The sequence below is a fragment of the Polynucleobacter necessarius genome (genome assembly GCF_900095205.1).
Classification (GTDB): domain Bacteria; phylum Pseudomonadota; class Gammaproteobacteria; order Burkholderiales; family Burkholderiaceae; genus Polynucleobacter; species Polynucleobacter necessarius_E.
On sequence record NZ_LT606951.1, the window covers coordinates 472,948 to 490,237 of the forward strand.

At 45.0% G+C, this 17,290-nt stretch carries 26 protein-coding genes and 1 pseudogene; 9 read left to right on the forward strand and 18 right to left on the reverse strand.

Features of this window, described 5'->3' with window-relative positions; genetic code table 11:
• The first annotated feature begins 26 nt into the window (after positions 1 to 26).
• Positions 27 to 746 (forward strand): sulfite exporter TauE/SafE family protein, encoded by a 720-nt coding sequence (locus DXE37_RS02595; RefSeq protein WP_114636489.1) that lies wholly within the window; start codon positions 27 to 29, stop codon positions 744 to 746.
• Here DXE37_RS02595 and DXE37_RS02600 read toward each other — a convergent pair.
• Genes DXE37_RS02600 through DXE37_RS12130 form a run of 3 tightly spaced genes read right to left on the reverse strand, consistent with a single transcriptional unit; the run spans position 743 to position 2,794 of the window.
• On the reverse strand, positions 743 to 2,368 hold the full coding sequence (locus DXE37_RS02600) for a SulP family inorganic anion transporter (RefSeq protein WP_114637517.1): 1,626 nt from the start codon (positions 2,366 to 2,368) through the stop codon (positions 743 to 745). The two genes, DXE37_RS02595 and DXE37_RS02600, sit on opposite strands and share 4 nt — an antisense overlap.
• 22 nt (positions 2,369 to 2,390) lie before the next feature.
• Positions 2,391 to 2,660, reverse strand: coding sequence for a DUF2177 family protein (locus DXE37_RS02605; protein WP_231970974.1), 270 nt, complete (start codon positions 2,658 to 2,660; stop codon positions 2,391 to 2,393).
• Positions 2,603 to 2,794, reverse strand: a complete 192-nt coding sequence (locus DXE37_RS12130; protein WP_231970975.1) for a DUF2177 family protein — start codon at positions 2,792 to 2,794, stop codon at positions 2,603 to 2,605. The genes DXE37_RS02605 and DXE37_RS12130 overlap by 58 nt, the downstream gene beginning before the upstream one ends.
• An 80-nt stretch (positions 2,795 to 2,874) precedes the next feature.
• Between DXE37_RS12130 and DXE37_RS13265 the strand changes: the two genes are divergently transcribed.
• Together DXE37_RS13265 and DXE37_RS02610 are read left to right on the forward strand one after the other, a co-directional pair.
• Positions 2,875 to 3,114 carry a universal stress protein gene (locus DXE37_RS13265; RefSeq protein WP_269460261.1) on the forward strand — a complete coding sequence of 80 codons (240 nt, stop codon included), beginning with the start codon at positions 2,875 to 2,877 and terminating at the stop codon, positions 3,112 to 3,114.
• Positions 3,006 to 3,308 (forward strand): universal stress protein, encoded by a 303-nt coding sequence (locus tag DXE37_RS02610; protein ID WP_269460262.1) that lies wholly within the window; start codon positions 3,006 to 3,008, stop codon positions 3,306 to 3,308. The genes DXE37_RS13265 and DXE37_RS02610 overlap by 109 nt, the downstream gene beginning before the upstream one ends.
• Before the next feature lie 92 nt (positions 3,309 to 3,400).
• Here DXE37_RS02610 and DXE37_RS02615 read toward each other — a convergent pair whose 3' ends face one another.
• Genes DXE37_RS02615 through DXE37_RS11145 form a run of 3 tightly spaced genes read right to left on the reverse strand, consistent with a single transcriptional unit; the run spans position 3,401 to position 5,826 of the window.
• A complete protein-coding gene (locus DXE37_RS02615) occupies positions 3,401 to 4,870 on the reverse strand; it encodes a M23 family metallopeptidase (protein ID WP_197713052.1) in 1,470 nt (489 codons plus the stop codon).
• A gap of 32 nt (positions 4,871 to 4,902) precedes the next feature.
• Positions 4,903 to 5,259, reverse strand: coding sequence for a 3-hydroxyacyl-CoA dehydrogenase family protein (locus DXE37_RS11140; protein ID WP_197713053.1), 357 nt, complete (start codon positions 5,257 to 5,259; stop codon positions 4,903 to 4,905).
• A gap of 15 nt (positions 5,260 to 5,274) precedes the next feature.
• Positions 5,275 to 5,826 (reverse strand): 3-hydroxyacyl-CoA dehydrogenase family protein, encoded by a 552-nt coding sequence (locus DXE37_RS11145; RefSeq protein ID WP_197713054.1) that lies wholly within the window; start codon positions 5,824 to 5,826, stop codon positions 5,275 to 5,277.
• A gap of 105 nt (positions 5,827 to 5,931) precedes the next feature.
• Here DXE37_RS11145 and DXE37_RS13270 point away from each other — a divergent pair.
• Positions 5,932 to 7,066 (forward strand): annotated as a pseudogene (locus DXE37_RS13270) (mandelate racemase/muconate lactonizing enzyme family protein).
• Between the two features lie 110 nt (positions 7,067 to 7,176).
• On the opposite strand, the gene DXE37_RS02630 reads toward DXE37_RS13270, so the two are convergent.
• The 7 genes from DXE37_RS02630 to DXE37_RS13280 form a co-directional block, all read right to left on the reverse strand.
• Positions 7,177 to 9,189, reverse strand: coding sequence for a TRAP transporter permease (locus DXE37_RS02630; RefSeq protein WP_114636491.1), 2,013 nt, complete (start codon positions 9,187 to 9,189; stop codon positions 7,177 to 7,179).
• Positions 9,190 to 9,272: 83 nt separating this feature from the next.
• Positions 9,273 to 10,223: a TAXI family TRAP transporter solute-binding subunit gene (locus DXE37_RS02635; RefSeq protein WP_114636492.1), complete on the reverse strand. Its 951-nt coding sequence runs from the start codon at positions 10,221 to 10,223 to the stop codon at positions 9,273 to 9,275.
• A gap of 31 nt (positions 10,224 to 10,254) precedes the next feature.
• The gene (locus DXE37_RS13275) at positions 10,255 to 10,515 is read right to left on the reverse strand and encodes a hypothetical protein (protein ID WP_269460263.1); all 261 of its coding nucleotides are present in this window, start codon (positions 10,513 to 10,515) and stop codon (positions 10,255 to 10,257) included.
• The gene (locus tag DXE37_RS02640) at positions 10,493 to 11,182 is read right to left on the reverse strand and encodes a dihydrodipicolinate synthase family protein (protein ID WP_269460264.1); all 690 of its coding nucleotides are present in this window, start codon (positions 11,180 to 11,182) and stop codon (positions 10,493 to 10,495) included. The genes DXE37_RS13275 and DXE37_RS02640 overlap by 23 nt, the downstream gene beginning before the upstream one ends.
• A gap of 12 nt (positions 11,183 to 11,194) precedes the next feature.
• Positions 11,195 to 11,503 (reverse strand): NAD(P)-dependent oxidoreductase, encoded by a 309-nt coding sequence (locus tag DXE37_RS11150; protein ID WP_197713055.1) that lies wholly within the window; start codon positions 11,501 to 11,503, stop codon positions 11,195 to 11,197.
• A gap of 142 nt (positions 11,504 to 11,645) precedes the next feature.
• Positions 11,646 to 12,026, reverse strand: a complete 381-nt coding sequence (locus DXE37_RS11155) for a Rossmann-fold NAD(P)-binding domain-containing protein (protein ID WP_197713056.1) — start codon at positions 12,024 to 12,026, stop codon at positions 11,646 to 11,648.
• Positions 12,004 to 12,126, reverse strand: coding sequence for a hypothetical protein (locus DXE37_RS13280; RefSeq protein WP_269460265.1), 123 nt, complete (start codon positions 12,124 to 12,126; stop codon positions 12,004 to 12,006). Before DXE37_RS13280 ends, DXE37_RS11155 begins: the two co-directional genes overlap by 23 nt.
• Before the next feature lie 84 nt (positions 12,127 to 12,210).
• Here DXE37_RS13280 and DXE37_RS02650 point away from each other — a divergent pair, with 84 nt between their 5' ends.
• A complete protein-coding gene (locus DXE37_RS02650) occupies positions 12,211 to 13,095 on the forward strand; it encodes a 3-hydroxyacyl-CoA dehydrogenase family protein (RefSeq protein WP_114636493.1) in 885 nt (294 codons plus the stop codon).
• Between the two features lie 100 nt (positions 13,096 to 13,195).
• On the opposite strand, the gene DXE37_RS12150 is transcribed toward DXE37_RS02650, so the two are convergent.
• The 3 genes from DXE37_RS12150 to DXE37_RS14210 are packed head-to-tail and all read right to left on the reverse strand — an operon-like array spanning position 13,196 to position 14,191.
• Entirely contained in the window at positions 13,196 to 13,615 is a 420-nt protein-coding gene (locus DXE37_RS12150) for an MFS transporter (protein WP_231970981.1), read from the reverse strand.
• Entirely contained in the window at positions 13,612 to 13,734 is a 123-nt protein-coding gene (locus DXE37_RS13285) for a hypothetical protein (RefSeq protein WP_269460266.1), read from the reverse strand. The genes DXE37_RS12150 and DXE37_RS13285 overlap by 4 nt, the downstream gene beginning before the upstream one ends.
• Entirely contained in the window at positions 13,685 to 14,191 is a 507-nt protein-coding gene (locus DXE37_RS14210; RefSeq protein WP_415067103.1) for an MFS transporter, read from the reverse strand. The genes DXE37_RS13285 and DXE37_RS14210 overlap by 50 nt, the downstream gene beginning before the upstream one ends.
• Before the next feature lie 258 nt (positions 14,192 to 14,449).
• Between DXE37_RS14210 and DXE37_RS02660 the strand changes: the two genes are divergently transcribed.
• The gene (locus DXE37_RS02660) at positions 14,450 to 15,130 is read left to right on the forward strand and encodes a cytochrome b/b6 domain-containing protein (RefSeq protein WP_114636494.1); all 681 of its coding nucleotides are present in this window, start codon (positions 14,450 to 14,452) and stop codon (positions 15,128 to 15,130) included.
• Between the two features lie 16 nt (positions 15,131 to 15,146).
• Here DXE37_RS02660 and DXE37_RS02665 read toward each other — a convergent pair whose 3' ends face one another.
• Positions 15,147 to 15,599, reverse strand: a complete 453-nt coding sequence (locus DXE37_RS02665) for a c-type cytochrome (protein ID WP_114636495.1) — start codon at positions 15,597 to 15,599, stop codon at positions 15,147 to 15,149.
• Between the two features lie 64 nt (positions 15,600 to 15,663).
• The gene (locus DXE37_RS02670; RefSeq protein WP_114637518.1) at positions 15,664 to 16,326 is read right to left on the reverse strand and encodes a site-2 protease family protein; all 663 of its coding nucleotides are present in this window, start codon (positions 16,324 to 16,326) and stop codon (positions 15,664 to 15,666) included.
• A gap of 28 nt (positions 16,327 to 16,354) precedes the next feature.
• Here DXE37_RS02670 and DXE37_RS10705 point away from each other — a divergent pair, with 28 nt between their 5' ends.
• The 3 genes from DXE37_RS10705 (at position 16,355) to DXE37_RS12160 (ending at position 17,271) form a co-directional block, all read left to right on the forward strand.
• A complete protein-coding gene (locus DXE37_RS10705) occupies positions 16,355 to 16,525 on the forward strand; it encodes a hypothetical protein (RefSeq protein WP_162786140.1) in 171 nt (56 codons plus the stop codon).
• A 44-nt stretch (positions 16,526 to 16,569) separates the two neighbouring features.
• Complete coding sequence (locus DXE37_RS10930; protein WP_174221028.1) at positions 16,570 to 16,707, forward strand: hypothetical protein; 138 nt, start codon at positions 16,570 to 16,572, stop codon at positions 16,705 to 16,707.
• 312 nt (positions 16,708 to 17,019) lie between these two features.
• The gene (locus tag DXE37_RS12160) at positions 17,020 to 17,271 is read left to right on the forward strand and encodes a DODA-type extradiol aromatic ring-opening family dioxygenase (protein ID WP_231970983.1); all 252 of its coding nucleotides are present in this window, start codon (positions 17,020 to 17,022) and stop codon (positions 17,269 to 17,271) included.
• Positions 17,272 to 17,290 lie beyond the last annotated feature (19 nt).

Below are 17,290 nucleotides of genomic sequence, written 5' to 3' on the forward strand. Positions count from 1 at the left end.
GATTTCACTTATTTTTCACGAAATTCATGCTGACTTCCAGTCTGCTTTTAGCAATTTTTCTAGGATCTCTCATTAGCGGATGGCACTGCGCTCTCATGTGCGGAGGGATAGCGGCTGCTATTGAGCGCCCGGTCGCCTCTAAGGCCCCTCTGAGGTCCAAATCAGAGCTTTTTCGCCTGCAATTGGTCATGCATTTAGGTCGCATCACTACCTATGTTTTATTAGGGGCTATTGCAGCGTCAGTTGGGGTGGTGGTTTGGCAACAAAACCTGATTCCAATCCAACGCCCTTTATTTGTACTGACAGCTTTGATGCTCATTTTGATGGGTATTCGTTTGTATAGATCTGGTAAGTCGGAGAGTTTGCCGGGTGGAAAATGGCTTAGCGCAAAAATTGCCACTTATTGGGCTAAATATCTTGGTAGTGCCGCTAGCGGGCCAGCGCGTTGGTTTAGTGGAATGCTTTGGGGTTTGGTGCCCTGTGGCCTGGTTTATAGCGTATTACCACTTGCTTTTTTATCAGGCGATGTTTTATCAGGCGCTGCGCTCATGCTGGCATTTGGTTTGGGCACATTACCTAATCTGTTATTGATCTCAAAATTTTCTGCGGCACTGGCTCAGTTTGGTCAGTATCTTTGGGTGCGATATTTAGCAGTGTCTCTGCTTATTGTTGCGGGCAGTTTTGGTTTGTATCGTGCCTGGACTTTGCCTGAGGCCTTATTAAAAGGTGGACTCTGTATTTCTTAAGCGGTTGCCGCCTCTATGCCGGAGATGAGATCTGGATAGAAAGAGTCTGGCGGTAGCGTAGAAAAAAAATCACTACGTTCGGCCATTTCAAGTGGTTGATGCGCTAACCCGCAGATGATGAGTTTGACGTTGCGCAGTTTGCAAAGATGCGCAAGCTCCATAAGCGTATCCATACCAGAGGTATCGATGTAAATCACATTTTTTAAATCCAGCAAGAGTGTGTGTGTTGGTAAATTCGCCTCAATTTTTTCGAGTAACTTGACTGCCCCAAAAAATATAGCCCCATGAATACGATAGGCATCAATTTTTCCTTCTTGATTGTTAAGTCTAGGGTAATCTATTGCTAGAGCGGTTTCACAACGCGATAGGCTGGATATGCGGTAAATAAAGGTAATAAAGGCTAGTAGCAAACCAACTTCCACTGCAATAGTGAGATCCAAGATGACGGTGAGGAAAAAGACGCTCAGGATGGTGATTCGGTACGGTAGACGGAATTGTTTAAGTTCAATAAATTTTCTCCATTCACCCATATTCCAAGCGACATACATCAAGATTGCAGCCAGGCTAGCAAGAGGAATGTTTTTAGCAAGTGGTGCAGCAAACAGCACAATAATTAGCAGGGTTAAGGCATGAATGAGTCCAGAGATTGGGGTGGAGGCGCCGCTCTCTACGTTGGTAACCGTGCGAGCAATCGTACCTGTTGCTGGCATCCCTCCAAAAAATGGAATGGTGAAATTCGCGATGCCCTGAGCCATTAGCTCTTGATTGGATTCATGACGATCATGAATTAAGCCATCGGCAATGCGTGCACAGAGTAAGGATTCAATCGCACCTAAAAGCGCTAGGGTTAATGCCGGCGCGACCATGTATTGGGCATTACCCCAGCTGATGGGAATCCACTCGAACGAGGGTAGGCTTGACGAAATTCCGCCAAAGCGAGTGCCAATGGTATCTACGGGTAAATTAAAAATACTGGTAATGATGGTGGCAAGCACCATTGTGATCACGGTTCCTGGCAAATGCGCTAACCACCCCAATCGACTCTGAAATAGTTTCCACAGAATCAATAAAGTCAGACTTCCACAGGCTAGGCTTAATGCAACTGGATTAAAGGTATCCGCTGCTTGGTATAGGGTGAGGATAGACTGAAAAAATTGGGTAGGCATTTTTTCAATGCGTAGACCAAAAAAGTCTTTGATCTGGGATAGGCCGATTAGAAAAGCAATGCCATTGGTAAAGCCAACAATGACTGCAATGGGAATGAAACGCACAAGCGTTCCTAGGCGAAACAATCCCATCAGAAATAAAAATACGCCCGACATCGCGGTAGCTAGGAGAAGATTCGGAACCCCGTATCGCTCTACGATGCCATAGACAATGACGATAAATGCGCCAGCTGGGCCACCGATTTGAACGCGACTACCGCCTAGTAAGGAAATAAGTCCACCAGCAATGATTGCTGTAAATATGCCGGCTTCTAGTTTGAGTCCACTAGCAATTGTAAAAACCAGTGCTAATGGCAGTGTCACCACTCCAACCGTTAGCCCAGCTAAAACATCTTTTGTAAAAAGAGTGCGGTTATAGCCGGCAAATGAGTCTAGTAGTTGAGGGCGGAAAAACATGAGGGGGAATAATTTGGGCGGCTTAAGAGATTCGATTGCCAACCCAGTAAGCAAATCCAGCACATAAGGCCGTCACGAAACTGCCCCAGGCAATATCTACAAAGGCTAATTGCACTGGAAAATTTCTGACTACTGCTAGATTGGTGAGGTCATAAGTCATGTAGCAAAACAGCCCAAATAGGGCGCCATATTGCAGCGCATATATCCAGGACTGTTTTGATAGGGCGGGAACTATTACGAAAATACACGCTCCAAGCGCATAGAGAAGGTAAAAAGCGAGCCTTGCAAGCAAGTTTCGGCTCGGTAAGCCATCAGATCGCCCATCTCGTTGCGATAAAGGTTTTTAGCGATACCCAAAAGCCAAATTAAATCGATGGCAATTAATGCAACTAAAAACGAGAGGTAGATAGCTAAATTCTTGAACAATTAAGATGCCTTTTTATAAGCCAATAATAAGCATTATGATGCAAAGATCAGATTAGTAGTTCAACTTAAGGGGAGTGTATATGTTTAAGTATTTATTGGTGCCAGTAGATGGTTCGGATGTCAGCAAAAAGTCCTTGAAAAAAGTGGCTGCATTAGCCAAGTCTGATGGCGCGGCGGTTACGCTGGTGTATGTATCTAATCCATTGCCCCCATGGTTTATTCGGATAGTACGATGGGTTATGGCACCTCTGAAAAAGAGCATTCAAAAGTGTGTGATGCATATGCAAAGGATGTATTTGAAAAAGCTGCGACTGCATTAGGCGCTGACATCAACCCTAAAAGCCTTCATATCGCCAACAGCAATTTATCCGAAGGAATTTTGCAGGGTGCCAAAAAAGCTAAAGTAGATATGATCGTAATGGCGTCTCATAAACGCACAGGTATCAAAGGTATTTTGTTGGGTAGCGAAACACATGAAGTCATCGTGCATTCAACTTTGCCAGTGTTGGTTTAGGATAAACCTCTTAGCATTTAGCACAAAGGGTCCACTCGGACCCTTTTTATTTTTAGCAACCCACATCACTTGCTTGCGTAAAACTTAGTAACTTAATTTTGTTTTATGGGGCTTCCTAGCAACAGTATTTCCCTGGTTAGCTGACCACTTTCGTTGTCGCGCATAGACCATAAATCCAGTTGGGTTCGAGATCCGTAAGGATCAACATAGACGCCATTTTTTCTTAATTCGAAATGAAGATGAGGTCCAGTCGATCGGCCGGTCGACCCTACGTAACCAATTTCTAACCCTCTTCGCACCTCATTGCCTAATTCGAGTTCAACGTTGTAGCTATTTAAGTGAGCGTAGTAGGTATGGTAGCTTCCAGGATGCTCTAGAACAATCAAGTTACCAAATGCGCCGCTATAACCGATATGCGCTACTTTGCCATTGGCAACACTAAAGACAGGTGTCCCAATAGGTGCGGAATAGTCAATGCCCATGTGGGCGCGATAACGTTGTTTAGTATCCGGTGCAGACGCCTTAGCTACAGATGCAGGGGCTTTACTTCGCTTGCTGTTGCCTGCCCGTACCATTCCAACACCCCTGGATATCCGCCTATAACTCAATGGATTGGTCCAGAAAGAGCGCTCAAGGGATTCGCCTGTCCCTGTAAAAAAACCTCCAGGAATACCACTACGTTCCAGCCAAAAAGCATTTGCAAAAACCTCTTTAGTGGCGGGATCAATAATTTCTACCGCCCAGATTTGAGCCCAATTTTCCCGATCACCAAAGTCCACAATCAAGCGTACAACGCTGTTAGTATTTTCAAGCGAGTTATTTTTTTCTGGATAAATTTGCTTTATTAATGAGTTCAATTCCCAAACTAGCTCAACCGGAAGTTGGTCGCTGACTTTTCGTGGGTCGTACAAGACATCCCTTAAAGGAATGCGAATTTCAGTCAAGCGCTTAGACTCATCTCTTAGATAGTCTTGTTGAATTAAAAATCCACCAACTGCTGAAGGGGTAAATGTCCATACCTCAGTCTTGCTGTCTTGGATTGGGCCATTCATGATGCTTAAAGAATCAAAGCGATTGCGACTGCCAAAAGTAACTGCATAAGGAATGCAGTCACCGCGCATGCGATCAAAAAATGTTTTGGTTTGGGTCTTAAAGAATTCAGAAAACTGACGGTTAATAATCCCAATGCTCTCTGGTAAATTGTCTTCGTTGAAGCTGCGTCTTAGGCAGCCTTGCGCAACGCGGTAATCTAAATTTGCGTCGCTATCTAGCATGAGTTTATCAGGGGCTTTGCGCTGAAATAAGGAAGGATTCAAGCTCATGCTGCTGATTTTTGAGTCTGGCCCTGCGGACTTATCCCTAAAGCCAAGTTGTTTGGAGGTTTGGACAGTCACCTTCTTGCGAGCTTGATCGGAACCTTGGGCTTGAGCCGCATAAGTCAGGCCCGGAGTTGAGCTAAGGAAGGCGCAGCCAGAGAAAATGATTACTCCCTTGATAAACCAGGAGCTAAAAGATGCTTTTTTGTTCACCCTAGGATTATCTAATAATGTGAGCGTACACACGAATAAATTTGCCGTGCTGCAGCAAATTGAATTTAGTTTTTATCGGGCGCTATTTTCAAAACTTCAAAAGCTGCTTTTAATCTTTGTTCGTAATTATGCTTCGTTATGGCTGCTTCATCGGCTGTCCATGTTCTAAATCCGGCACCTTTGACAATGCCAGTTTTGCCACTTTTAACCAAATTCGTTACACAACTGGGCGGTTTAGTGACGTTGGATAAGGAGGGGTATATCAATTCTGCGGCTAAGGTCATTCCTTCCCAGCCCGAAATTTCTTTCTGGGTCATCGGTCCAACAGCGGCATAGCGAAAACCAAAGCTGTAACGCACGACAGTATCAATGTCATCGGGGGTAGCAATGCCTTCCTCAATAAGGGAGAGAGCTTCGCGCATCAATGCATGTTGAATTCAGTTCGCTAAAAATCCAGGAATATCTTTTTTAACAAGCACTGGCTTCATGTTATGTGTGCGATAAAACTCACATAGCTTTTCTGCAAGAGCGAGATCTGGGTGCTCTCCGACAACAATTTCTACTAGTGGCACGATATGCGCAGGCATAAAGTAGTGGGTATTAAACATGCGATGTGCTGTTGCTAGGTCCTTAGCAATATCGCTAAGGAAGCCTGAGCTATTGCTGCCTATTGGAATATACGGGGGTATACGCTGGTCAAGATCAGCAAAAATTTTCTTTTTAAGATCCAATTGCTCCGATACCGTCTTAATCACTAAATCTACGCCAGCCCAGTCTTCCCAAGACTCAAAATATCCACTCTGTATTTGAGGATTGGTTCGAGACCGCTTAGGATTAATCGAATCTGCGTATGACCGAATATCATCCACGCAAACTAAAGCCTTCTCTGTAGTACGACCGAAGATGACGGTATCCGTGCCGCTAGCTATAAAACCAGCAGCTATTCCGCTACCCATGGTTCCTGTTCCGATGACCACCACTTTACTCATATTTGATCCGTACACTCTGAATAGAATGAATGGATTATTCCCTATTCGCACTCCTGTCGGCAAATTAAATTCTCGATACAATCATTTTTTGATTAAGGAGTTTAGATGCCGATTATCGAATCTATTCAAGTTTCCTCAGTAGCGGTGCCGCTGGACAAAGTCACTTCATTTTTTACACGTACAGTTTCTGAGCGTCATTGCTGTTTAGTGAAAGTTCGCAGTAAGGATGGTGTTGAGGGTATCGGTTTTTGTTATGTCGGTAGCGCTGGTGGTGATATTGCTAAGGTTGCTGTAGAGCAATACTAGCCCCAAAACTCATTGGTCAAAATAGCCATCGTAGTGAAGGTCTTTGGATGAAGATGTATAACGAGTCTATCTTGCAGGGACGTGCGGGCGCGGTCATGCGTGGCATTTCTATATTAGATACAGCTCTTTGGGACTTAAATGCGCGTTCAGTCAATCTACCTCTCCATCAATATTTAGGTTCGGTAGTAGATGATCGTGTCCCTGTTTATGCCAGTGGTGGTTACTATTTGGATGGTAAGACCCCCGCCAAGCTAGGCAAAGAAATGGAGTCTTACGTTAAGCAAGGTTTTAAAGCGGTCAAGATGAAAGTAGGGCCTTGTCCCCATCCGAGGAGGAGGCCCGTGTTAAAGCTGCTCGTAAAGCCATTGGCGAGGATGTATTGCTTACCTTAGATGCGAATAATGCTTGGCGTGATTTTTGCCAACCGCTCTTGAATATGTAAGACGTTTTGAAGCTTATAACCCTTATTGGATTGAAGAGCCTTTCTCGCCCGACGCAATTGCTTTGCACGCGGCATTGGCGCGTCAAACCAAAATAAATGTTGCCACTGGTGAGATGGAGGCTGGGCGTTGGCGATTTAGGGAGCTCATAAATTCTGGTGGTGCCGCTATTCTGCAGTCAGATGCTGCAGTTTGTGGAGGTATTACCGAATGGAGAAGAATTTCTGCTTATGCAGATTTAAAAGGCGTGACAGTCTGGCCCGCATTGGATGCACGACTTGCATGCGCCATTAGTCGCCGCCACCCCGAATGCACGCTTTGTTGAGTTCTTTTTGGATGATCAGGCACTTAATTTCCGTAGATTAATCAATAAACAACTCACCTTTAAAAATGGCGACTTGATTCTGCATAAAACACCTGGTTTGGGATTTGAGTTTGATGAAGCGGCTGTGAAGAAATACGCAGGTAAAACTGCTTGGAGCAAGATCTCTTAAACAGAATGATTAAACTCATCCATCATCTTTGGCGTTGAAGTAATAAAGCCCGCATTAGCGGGCTTTATTACACGCGAGATTGAATCATCGTCGTGCAGAGATCATTTCCTTTATGAAGTTCTTGGGTTGAGTTTGAAATGAGTGATAGTTTGGATTACGAGAACCAATCCAAAACCAACAAATCCAACCCAATCTGCTTCAGTGGACGGGTAAGCCAGCGCAACGCCGGATATCACCATGATGACGCGCTCATAGAGCTTCGTTTTTTCAATAAACCAGCCTTGTAGACCGCCCGCAAGACAGATGATTCCAATCACTGCTGTAAAAGAAACCCAGGCAATTTGCATCCAGTCGGCCTGCTCTAATGCAGTAGTAGATCCCATGAGCAGTAAGCTCACCCCAGACTTATTCAAAACAAACATAAATGGCGCCAAAATGGCCGGGGCAACGTACTTCCAGGCTTGCAAAGTAGTCTTATAGGGATTGCCTTTGCAAATGGCTGCTGCAGCAAATGGTGAGAGCGCTGTCGGTGGCGATACTTCAGAGAGCACTGCGTAATAGAAGATGAACATATGGGCAGCAAAAGCAGGTACACCAAGATTGATGAGTGCAGGCGCTGCAATTACTGCGCAAATAATGTATGAGGCAGTAACGGGAACGGCAAGACCAACTACCCAAACAACTAGCGCGGTAAAGATAGTCGTGAGTAAGAGTGAGCCACCTGCATACTGAATCACGATAGAGCTAAATTTCAGACCAAGACCGGTTAATGTGACTGTTCCTACGATAAGGCCAGCTCCAGCACAGGTTGCTGCGATAGCCAAGGCACCGGTTGACCCTGAGGCAAGAGCTTTTGTCAGGTTCGAGTTGTAAAGCCCTTCGAGGAGAGGTTCTTTACCTTTAAACCATGCCCAAGGAATGATGGCGGTATCTTCCCGGAGCATGCTCGAGAGGGCGGAAACAACGGTTGCCCAAAAAACCGACATGACAGGAGAGAATCCCATCAACATAAATACAACAATAGAAATAAGGGAGAAAAAATGGAACCAATATTTTTTTGTGAGTTGCCACGCTGTTTCAGCTGATGAGAACTGAATGCTCTTCATGCCATATTTACGAACATCAATTTCTACCATGACAAACAAGCCAAGATAAAAAAGAATCGTTGGGATGGTTGCCATCAATAACACATCTAAATAGGAGATCTTTAAAAAGTCAGCAATCAAAAAAGCAGCCGCACCTAGCACTGGAGGTGAAATGATGGCACCTAATCCACCTGCGGCTAATAGTCCGCCAGCAGCATTTTTTTCGTAACCCACTTTATCTAGCATTGGGGCTGCGACCGAGCCAACAGTAACTGTTGTAGCAACGCCTGAACCAGATGGGCCGCCTAGTAGAAACGAAGACATCACAATCGTTCTGCCAACTCCGGAGGATTTTCCGCCCATAGCTGCAAAAGAAAAATCAATAAAGAATTTACCAGCGCCCGTAAATTGCAGGAAGGCACCAAAAATAGTGAACAGAATAATCAGGGTTGCAGAGACATCCACAGCCGTCCCATAAATTCCTTCAAGGGTCATGTACATATAGCCCACTAAACGATCAAGGCCATAACCTTTATGGGTCCAAGGCGCTGGTAAGTAATTCCCAAACAAGGCATAGAGTAAGAACAGGACGGTAACCGTAACCAATACCATGCCATTCGTTCTGCGAACGCTTTCGAGAATTAATAGGATTAAGCCAATGCCAATGATGACATCAGTAGGATTGGGCGCAGTATTTCTGTCCATGAAATCATCGCCACCAGTCAGAATGTAATAAGCAATACCCACGGAACCTAGGGCAAAGAGTACATCCCAAAACATCAGACGATTTTTAAAACGTGCTGCTATCGGAAAGCTTAAGAAAACCAGAAAAAGTACTAAGGCTACGTGGATAACACGAAGTTGCTGAGTAGGGACAAGTAAGTAAGCAGCATATAAATGAAATAAAGACATGCCTACTGCAACTAGAGTGATGAATTTAGCTAATAGACCTTTGTAGTCGTTAGAGTCACCTTCTTCCTGCTTAATGAAGGCGTCTAATTTTTCTTGGGTTTTGTTATCGATAGCGTTTTGATTCATGTCTCAACCTCTATTTTTATATTTATGTACCACTTAAATGCTAAAGGGGTGAGATTAACTCACCCCTTTATTTGATTTGAAGCTTAATTAACTTTAAAGTTCTTTTCTTTGAAGTACTTTAGTGCGCCAGGATGGAAATCAACTGGGGTTGATTTTGCCTTTTGGTTTTCGAGGCTGACATTCATGTATTCCTGATGTGTGCGAACTAGATCGATCTTGTTATCAAACATGGTTTTTACAATCTTATAAGCTTGATCATCTGGCATATTGGCATTAACAACCAATATATTGGCAACAGCAGCAACCTTATTATCCTTTGCCATGCCGCTATACATCGCTTTTGGAATGACGGCTGTGAAATATAAATTGCCATATTTCTTATTCATGATGGGCACCTCATCGGATGTATCCACCATGACAATTTTCATGCCTGGGCTGTTCGCTAAGTCGGTTACAGCTGCAGTCGGTAGGCCGCCCACCCAGAAAAATGCATCTATCTTACGATCTTTGACTGCATTCACTGATTCAGCTACGCTGAGTCGTTCACGCTTGACGTCCTTATCCTTATCTAGGTCTGCTGCCTCTAGCAAGCGAAATGCCATTACCTCCGTTGCGCTACCAGGTGCTCCAGTACTAACGCGTTTACCCTTTAAATCTTTCATGGTTTTGATACCAGTGGAATCGACTGTTACAACATGCATGAGGTTTGGATAAAGAACAACTAGAGTGCGTAAATCTACTTTTTTGCCAGTGAACTTGCCTTCGCCAACCTGAGCGTTTTTAGCGGCATCAGCCATTGAAAAGCCCACATAAGGCTTTCCTGTGCCAATGAGATTTAAGTTATCTACTGAGCCACCAGTTACTTCGGCTGTTGCAGATATACCGGGAACTTTGCTAGAGAGTACAGAGGCCAGTCCACCACCCATAGGGTAGTAAACACCACCAGTTCCGCCCGTAGCTATTGAGATATTTTGCGCGCTCACACCTCCACAAATAAGGCTCAGTGATAAGGCAATGACTTTCGGTAGTTTCATTGTTGTCTCCTATTGACTATTTATTTTTATATTACAGGCCAGGCATGCTGAAGTTAATTGCCTGCAACTCGCTGAGCAGTTGAGCTTGTTGCTCAGCACTTAACTGCATAAGTGGTGGGCGAGCTCTGAGCCATTCTGGATCTTTGCTGTAATGTGCGACTGCTGTTTTCATGCCGGCAATCATTTGATATTTTGCAAAAACACTACGTACTTGATCTAAGCCTGCTTGACGATCATCAGCATTGGATTCCCTCCAATGTGCAGCAAGATCAGCGATAGCCTTTGGGTTCACATTGGCAGTAGCTGAAATACAGCCCACACCGCCAGCACGCAGGGCCGCGCATTAAGAATACTTCGCTACCTGCATAAACACGGAAACCTGCTGGCGCCAGTAATTTAATAACAGATTTGGTGCAGGACCAGTCGCCAGAGCTATCTTTCATCCCCACAACAGTCTTTGGATATTCTTTTGTTAAGCGCTCAAGTAATGACAGGCTTAAATTAATTTTAGTAACTGGTGGAATGTTATAGATGTAAATCTGTAGTGCAGCGCTGCCTACTTTTTGAATGACTTCAGAAAAATATGCAAATAAGCCATCATCAGAAACATCCTTGTAATAGAAAGGCGGCAACATGAGTGCGCCTGCACATTTGTGATTGACGGCATGACGAGTCATATTAACGGTTGCATCAATAGAGGTGGCGCCGGTGCCAGGCATCATGTGCTCTGGATTGAGTCCACCTTCAATTAACGCCGTTAAGGTATTCATTTTTTGTGGAGCAGACATAGAGTTTGCCTCAGAATTCGTATCAAAGATTGCTTGGCCAATACCGTTAACCTCTAACCATTGACATTGTTTTAAAAGTTTTGGAGCGTCTGGGCTGCCATCTGCCTTAAATGGTGTGAGTACAGGTGATAACACCGCAGGTAAGGTGGAAGGGTGCAGAGAAATCGTCATGCTGGCTCCGTTTTAGTTATTTACTTCTGATGGAAGTGGTTGTTGTTTAAAGAAGGCTTCTAAATTATCTACAGCTAAGTTGGTCATAACTATCCGTGTTTCCGAGGTAGCATTGCCAATATAGGGTGTTAACAATACATTATCAAGATCTAAAAAGGCGGGGTTTAGATTGGGTTCGTTTTCAAAGACATCTAAACCTGCACCAGCAATTTTTTTATGTTGCAGTGCATCTAAAAGGGCGTTTTCATCTACAACGCTACCTCGTGCAATATTGATGAGATAACCAGTGGGTCCTAATGCATCTAAAACTTCACTATTCACTAGTTTGTTGGTCTCCGGGGTTAGCTGGGCATGCTAAAATATGACATCACACGCCTTGGCTAAATTCTGAACATTTTGATGGTGGGTGTAGGGTAAGGATTTTTATGAGGTCCCGAATAGGCAATGTCTACCTTAAAGGGTTTTAAACGTCTTGCGAGATCTTGCCCGATACGGCCCCATACCTACGACGCCAACGCGTTTTCCTGCCAAGGTGGTTGTGAGCTCTTGAAGGGCGCCTTGACCAAGCGGTGCTTTTTACGTATTCCTGCGCCTCAGGGAGTTTTCGCAATAGGGCGAGCATCATGCCTATAGCGAGCTCGCATACGGCATCGTTTAGAACACCTGGAGTATTACTAGCCTGAATGCCCTGTTCTTTTAGGTAAGCCAAAGGGAGATTGTCGTAGCCGACTCCACAAGTAGCGATCATCCGAACACTTGGGACTTGTCTAACGAGCTCTTCTGGAAGTTTAAGGTTGGAGCGAATCAAAATTGCCTGAAAATTACCAGTCGGAGCTGGTTGCATGAATATCTAAATGGCGAGTAGGCATAAGGCGGCGATCAATCTCCGCCTGCATAATTTCAGGGAAATGGCCGACCTGTAACACCGAATTGACGGGGATCATGTCTCACTATCCTTTTTATTGGAATAATGACCCCATTGTATGAGGATTTTTAAGAAAAAGTCCGTACCCCTTTAGGAGAAATTCATGTTATTCACCCCAGCCGAAACGAAGGTGGTCATTGTTGGTGGCGGCACTATGGGTGCTGATGTTGCGGCTGTATGTGCTCGAGGGGGCTGTGCGGTACAGGTGGTCGAGCCAACTACAGAACGACGCGCGCTGTTGCCAGATTATTTTGCCAATACGATGGCCGAACTCGGTTATGAGCACCGTGTTCATCTTCTCAGTGTTGCGGGCACGCTCGAAGAAGTAGATTGGTCTGACATTGATTTGGTGATTGAGTGCGTTCCTGAGCGCTTAGATATCAAACGAGAGTTATTTGCGAAGTTGGAGAGGTATGCAAAACCTGAAGCAGTATTGGCTAGCAACAGTACCAGTTTCCCAATTAGTCAGATTGCAAGCGGCTTAAAAACAGCAGCCAGAATGATTGGTTTGCATTTCTTCATGCCCGCCCATTTAGTGCCTTGTGTAGAGGTCGTTTATGGTGAAAAGACTTCACCGATGGTTGGTGAAAGTCTTTCGCGTCTGATGACGGCATGTGGCATGGTGCCAGTTACCGTTAAAAAAGATCTCCCTGGATTTCTGGCTAATCGCTTGCAGCACGCACTATCACGTGAGGCTTTTGCGATGGTGGATGCGGGCATATGCACGCCGGAAGATATTGATAAGGCGGTGCGCTTTGGTTTTGGTTTTCGGTATATAGCGGCCGGTCCAGCAATGCAACGTGATCATGCTGGCTTAGAAGTGCACGGCGCTGGCGGCGCAACTATTTACCCTACATTAAATAATTCACCGACGATAGCGAAATGTCTAAGTGATCGAATCGCTAGCGGTAAATTTGGTATGAAAACTGGCGAAGGATTTTTTACTTGGACCGCTGAATCGATCAAAGCGGAACGCGAGCGCTACTAAGAAGCATTGCGTGCAGGGCTAAAAATTATTCAGAAAGATTTGCCGGAAATTAAATAGTGACAAAAGGGGTAAAGCGTTAACCCCTTAAAACAGACAAGATTTAAGAAATATCTTTTAAATGCAATTTGCTAAGGTGTGGAGCAAGACGATGCGTAATCAATACGACGGCAATCGTCGCGATTCCGCCAAAGACAATAGACGGCACTAGACCCATTAAGCTAGTTGCAATGCCGGATTCAAGAGCGCCTAATTCATTCGATGAGCCGATAAAGATGCCATTAATGGCGCTGATTCTGCCGCGCATATGATCTGGAGTCGTCAGTTGCATGATGCTGCCACGAATGACGACAGATACAGAATCAAAACAACCGGATGCAAATAGAAAGAAAGCGCAGAGCCATAAATTACTAGAGATTCCAAAGACAATCATAGTCACGCCAAATCCAGCAACTGAGATGAGTAAATGTTTGCCTGAATCAGTCAGGATCGGGCGGCGAGCTAAATAAATGCCTGTAATCACAGCGCCCCTGCTGCAGGCGCGGCACGCAAAATGCCCAGAGTCTCAGGGCCAGCAGCATCAAGCACTTCTTTAACAAAGGCTGGAAGAATAGCTACTGCACCACCCAAAGAGAACGGCAAACATATCAAGCGCCATGATCCCTAAAATTAGTTCATGTTTTTTGACGTAATGAAAGCCTTCTAAAAAACTTTTCAGAAAGTAATTTGGTAAGCCGCTACTTTTTTCTTGTACAGCAGTAATGAAGGTGATTCCAAACCCACTGCGCCACATAAGGCAGCGAGTAGGTAGGTCCACTCTAGGCCTGCTAAGCCGATCATGAATCCGCCCAAGCCTTGGCCCCGCTACGACACAAATTTGAAAGGCAGATGAAGCATAGGTCGTATAACGGGGTAGCTGATCCCTTGGTATGATTTGTCCGAAAAGCGCTTGATAAGAGAGTCTCAATAAGGCACGACCAATGCCGATAAAGGCTACTGCGGTGAAGATCAGTGGTACCGGGGGAGAAAGCCAGTCTAGCGCAATCGCCGTCAAAAATAAGGCTACGGCAATATGAATGAGGCAGGCAATTGCAGCAATCCACTTGCGAGAATAGTGATCACAACTGCATGACCGGAATAAAGAGCAAGCGCAAAGTAGGGCACCAGTTCTGCAAGCCCAATCAACCCAAGAGAAACTACGCTATTGGTAATCTCATATAGATGTCAGCCTACCGCTACCATCGTAATTTGGTAGCTCAGCGTCGCGCCAATGCGATAGAGCAATAGGGTTCTAAAAGCTTTGCCAGGATTCATGAATTCCATCCATTTTAGAGGAGAAGAGGATTATCCTTAAGGGATGAAGAAGATTATTCGTGTCTGGGATTTGCCAATCCGTTTATTCCACTGGTTATTGGTGCTTTGCATTATTGGAAGTTTTATTAGCGTCAATATTGGTGGGAATGCCATTCAGTGGCACGCCTATTTTGGCTACAGCGTTTTGACTTTATTGATCTTCAGAATCATCTGGGGCTTTGTCGGCTCTACACATGCGCGATTTACCTCTTTCTTTCCCAATCAAGAAGCAATTCTGAATTATCTCCGCGGTAAATCACCTCGTGTCCTTGGGCATAACCCATTGGGTGCGCTGTCGGTGTTTGCATTGCTGTTTGCTTTATGCGTGCAAGTAACGACAGGTTTATTTGTGGATGACGAAATCGCTTTTCAGGGACCGCTAGCGAAATATGTGTCTGGCACGGTAGTCTCATTTTTATCGGAGATGCATGAAGGTAATCAAGTGGTGATCTACGTCCTCATTGCTATTCATATTGGAGCGATTTGGTATTACAAGAAATTCAAGGGCGAAAATCTAATCAAGCCGATGATCAGTGGCGATAAGGAAATCGCCTCAAGCGAGGAGGCCCAATACTTGCCTACTGATTTGAGTCGTGACTCCAAGGATGGAGTGCTGCAGCGTAGTTTTGCTCTGCTACTCTTAAGTGTGATTGCGGTGACCGTGGGTTACTTTAGCAGTAAGTAAGCACAGACAATATAAATTACTTCTTCTTGAAGTCGTCATGGCAGCCTTTACAGGTTGCGCCTGCTGCGCCAAAAGCTTTCTTAATATTCTCGAGATCACCAGACTGTGCTGCGGTATTGAGATTGGCTACAGCTAATTGCATCTTGTCAGCAGCGGCTTTGAACTTAGCGTTATCGGACCAAGTGTCTGCCTGAGCTTTGCCACCTTTGGTGCCAGGACCAAAAGCTTGCCAAGGCAATGTGGAAATCATGGCAACGACAGCGGCATTTTTGGCAACCTCATCTTTATTGTAAGGTGCTTCGCCTTTGACAACGGCGCCAATTTTTCCAAATGAGTTAGCCATTACAGTAAAAGCACTTTGACGATATTTAATTGCATCTTCCGGTTTTTGAAATTGTGCAAATGCAACGCCTGTACCTATCGCCAAAACGGATGCGGTAGTTGCAAGGATTAATTTTTGTAGTTTCATGATGGTTCTCCGTTAATCAGGTGTGCTGAGTTGATTCAGCATATCCCAGATTCGTTATTTTTGGTTAAAAAATCATTCTCAGGGGGGTAGTCAATAATAGGATGAGCCATTCAAAGAAGCTCATTAGAGGCGTCATCCAGAGGCTGCCAATTATTCCGGTAAATACCAGGCCAAGGACGATGAAGAATCCCCATGGCTCGAGTCGTCCAAGCGCTATTGATTGACGAGCTGGCAACAAGCTTGAAAGAACTCGGCCGCCATCTAATGGAGGAAGTGGAAAGAGGTTGAATACCAATAAACCCAGATTCCAGGTAATTCCTGCTTGAGACATCGAGATTAAAAACTTCTCATTCACTCCCAGACCCACAAGCACGATTAAGAGGATGAGCCAGATTAAGGCCTGGACGAAGTTAGAACCCGGACCCGCTAAGGCGACCCAAATGGAGTCAATCCTAGGGTTTCTGAGGCGTTCAAAATTCACCGGTACTGGCTTGGCATATCCCACTAAAAAAGGGGACCCAGTGAGCAATAAGACTAGAGGAATCAAGATTGTTCCCACGGGATCGATGTGTTTGGCAGGGTTTAGGCTGACCCGACCGAGCATATAGGCGGTGTTATCCCCAGATTTGCGGGCCGCATATCCATGGGCTGCTTCGTGGATGGTGATGGCAAAAATCAAGGGAATCGCATTAATGGCGACGGCTTGGATAGAATAGTCAGCAATCATGGCAATATGATATCCATAGGAGCTCAAAGTGACAGACGAAAAGAAACCCGATTCAAAAACTCCAGTAAAAGCGGTAGTAGCGAAGCCGCCAGCACGTCCACCCGTCCCAAAAGGGCCTTCTGGCCCAGCAGGAAGGCCTCAGGCAGGCTTTGGCGAGGGAAAAGGCATGATCCGTAAGGGCCGGGGTCGCGGGCGATAGTGGATAATTATACTATTGATTAATGTGTTTACAGAGGATTTAGCATGAACGAATGGCATAACGAATCTAAAGAAGAGATCAACAAAAAGATCATTACGTTGATTGTGATGTTAGCAGCCGCTACTAGCTTGGCTATTTTGTTTGCATTGGTTGCGGCACATACAGGTTACGTATTCGGTTAATCGGTATTAATGACTAGCCACGCCAACCTGCAGTATTCGCTGGCCATGGCAGTCCGATGTATGCCATAGAGCCCAACCGCTACACTGAGGCTTGGGGGGTCGGCTCTCGGAAAATCATTAAAGCGTCCTGACGCTATCTTGGTGATTTCTGCGCATTGGGTAACTCGAGGAACTTGGGTTACTGCAATGGCAAAACCAAAAACTATTCACGATTTTGGTGGTTTCCCCCAGGCCTTATTTGATATTTAATATCCAGCGCCAGGAAGTCCTGCTTTGGCTGATCGCGTTTAAGAGTTGTTGAGGCGCGTTCCCGTGGTGCTCGAAGAAAATGAATGGGGCATTGATCATGGCGCTTGGTCGGTTCTGAAGTATATGTATCCCAATGCTGATGTACCTGTAGTGCAATTAAGTTTGGATGGATCAATGTCTGCTCGTGAACACTACGAGTTAGCTAAACAACTTCGTCCTTTGCGAGATGAAAATATTTTGATTCTTTCTAGTGGCAATATTGTTCATAACTTGCGTACTATTCATTGGCAAGATGGCGCAGAGCCATATCCTTAGGCAAAAGACTTCAATGAGT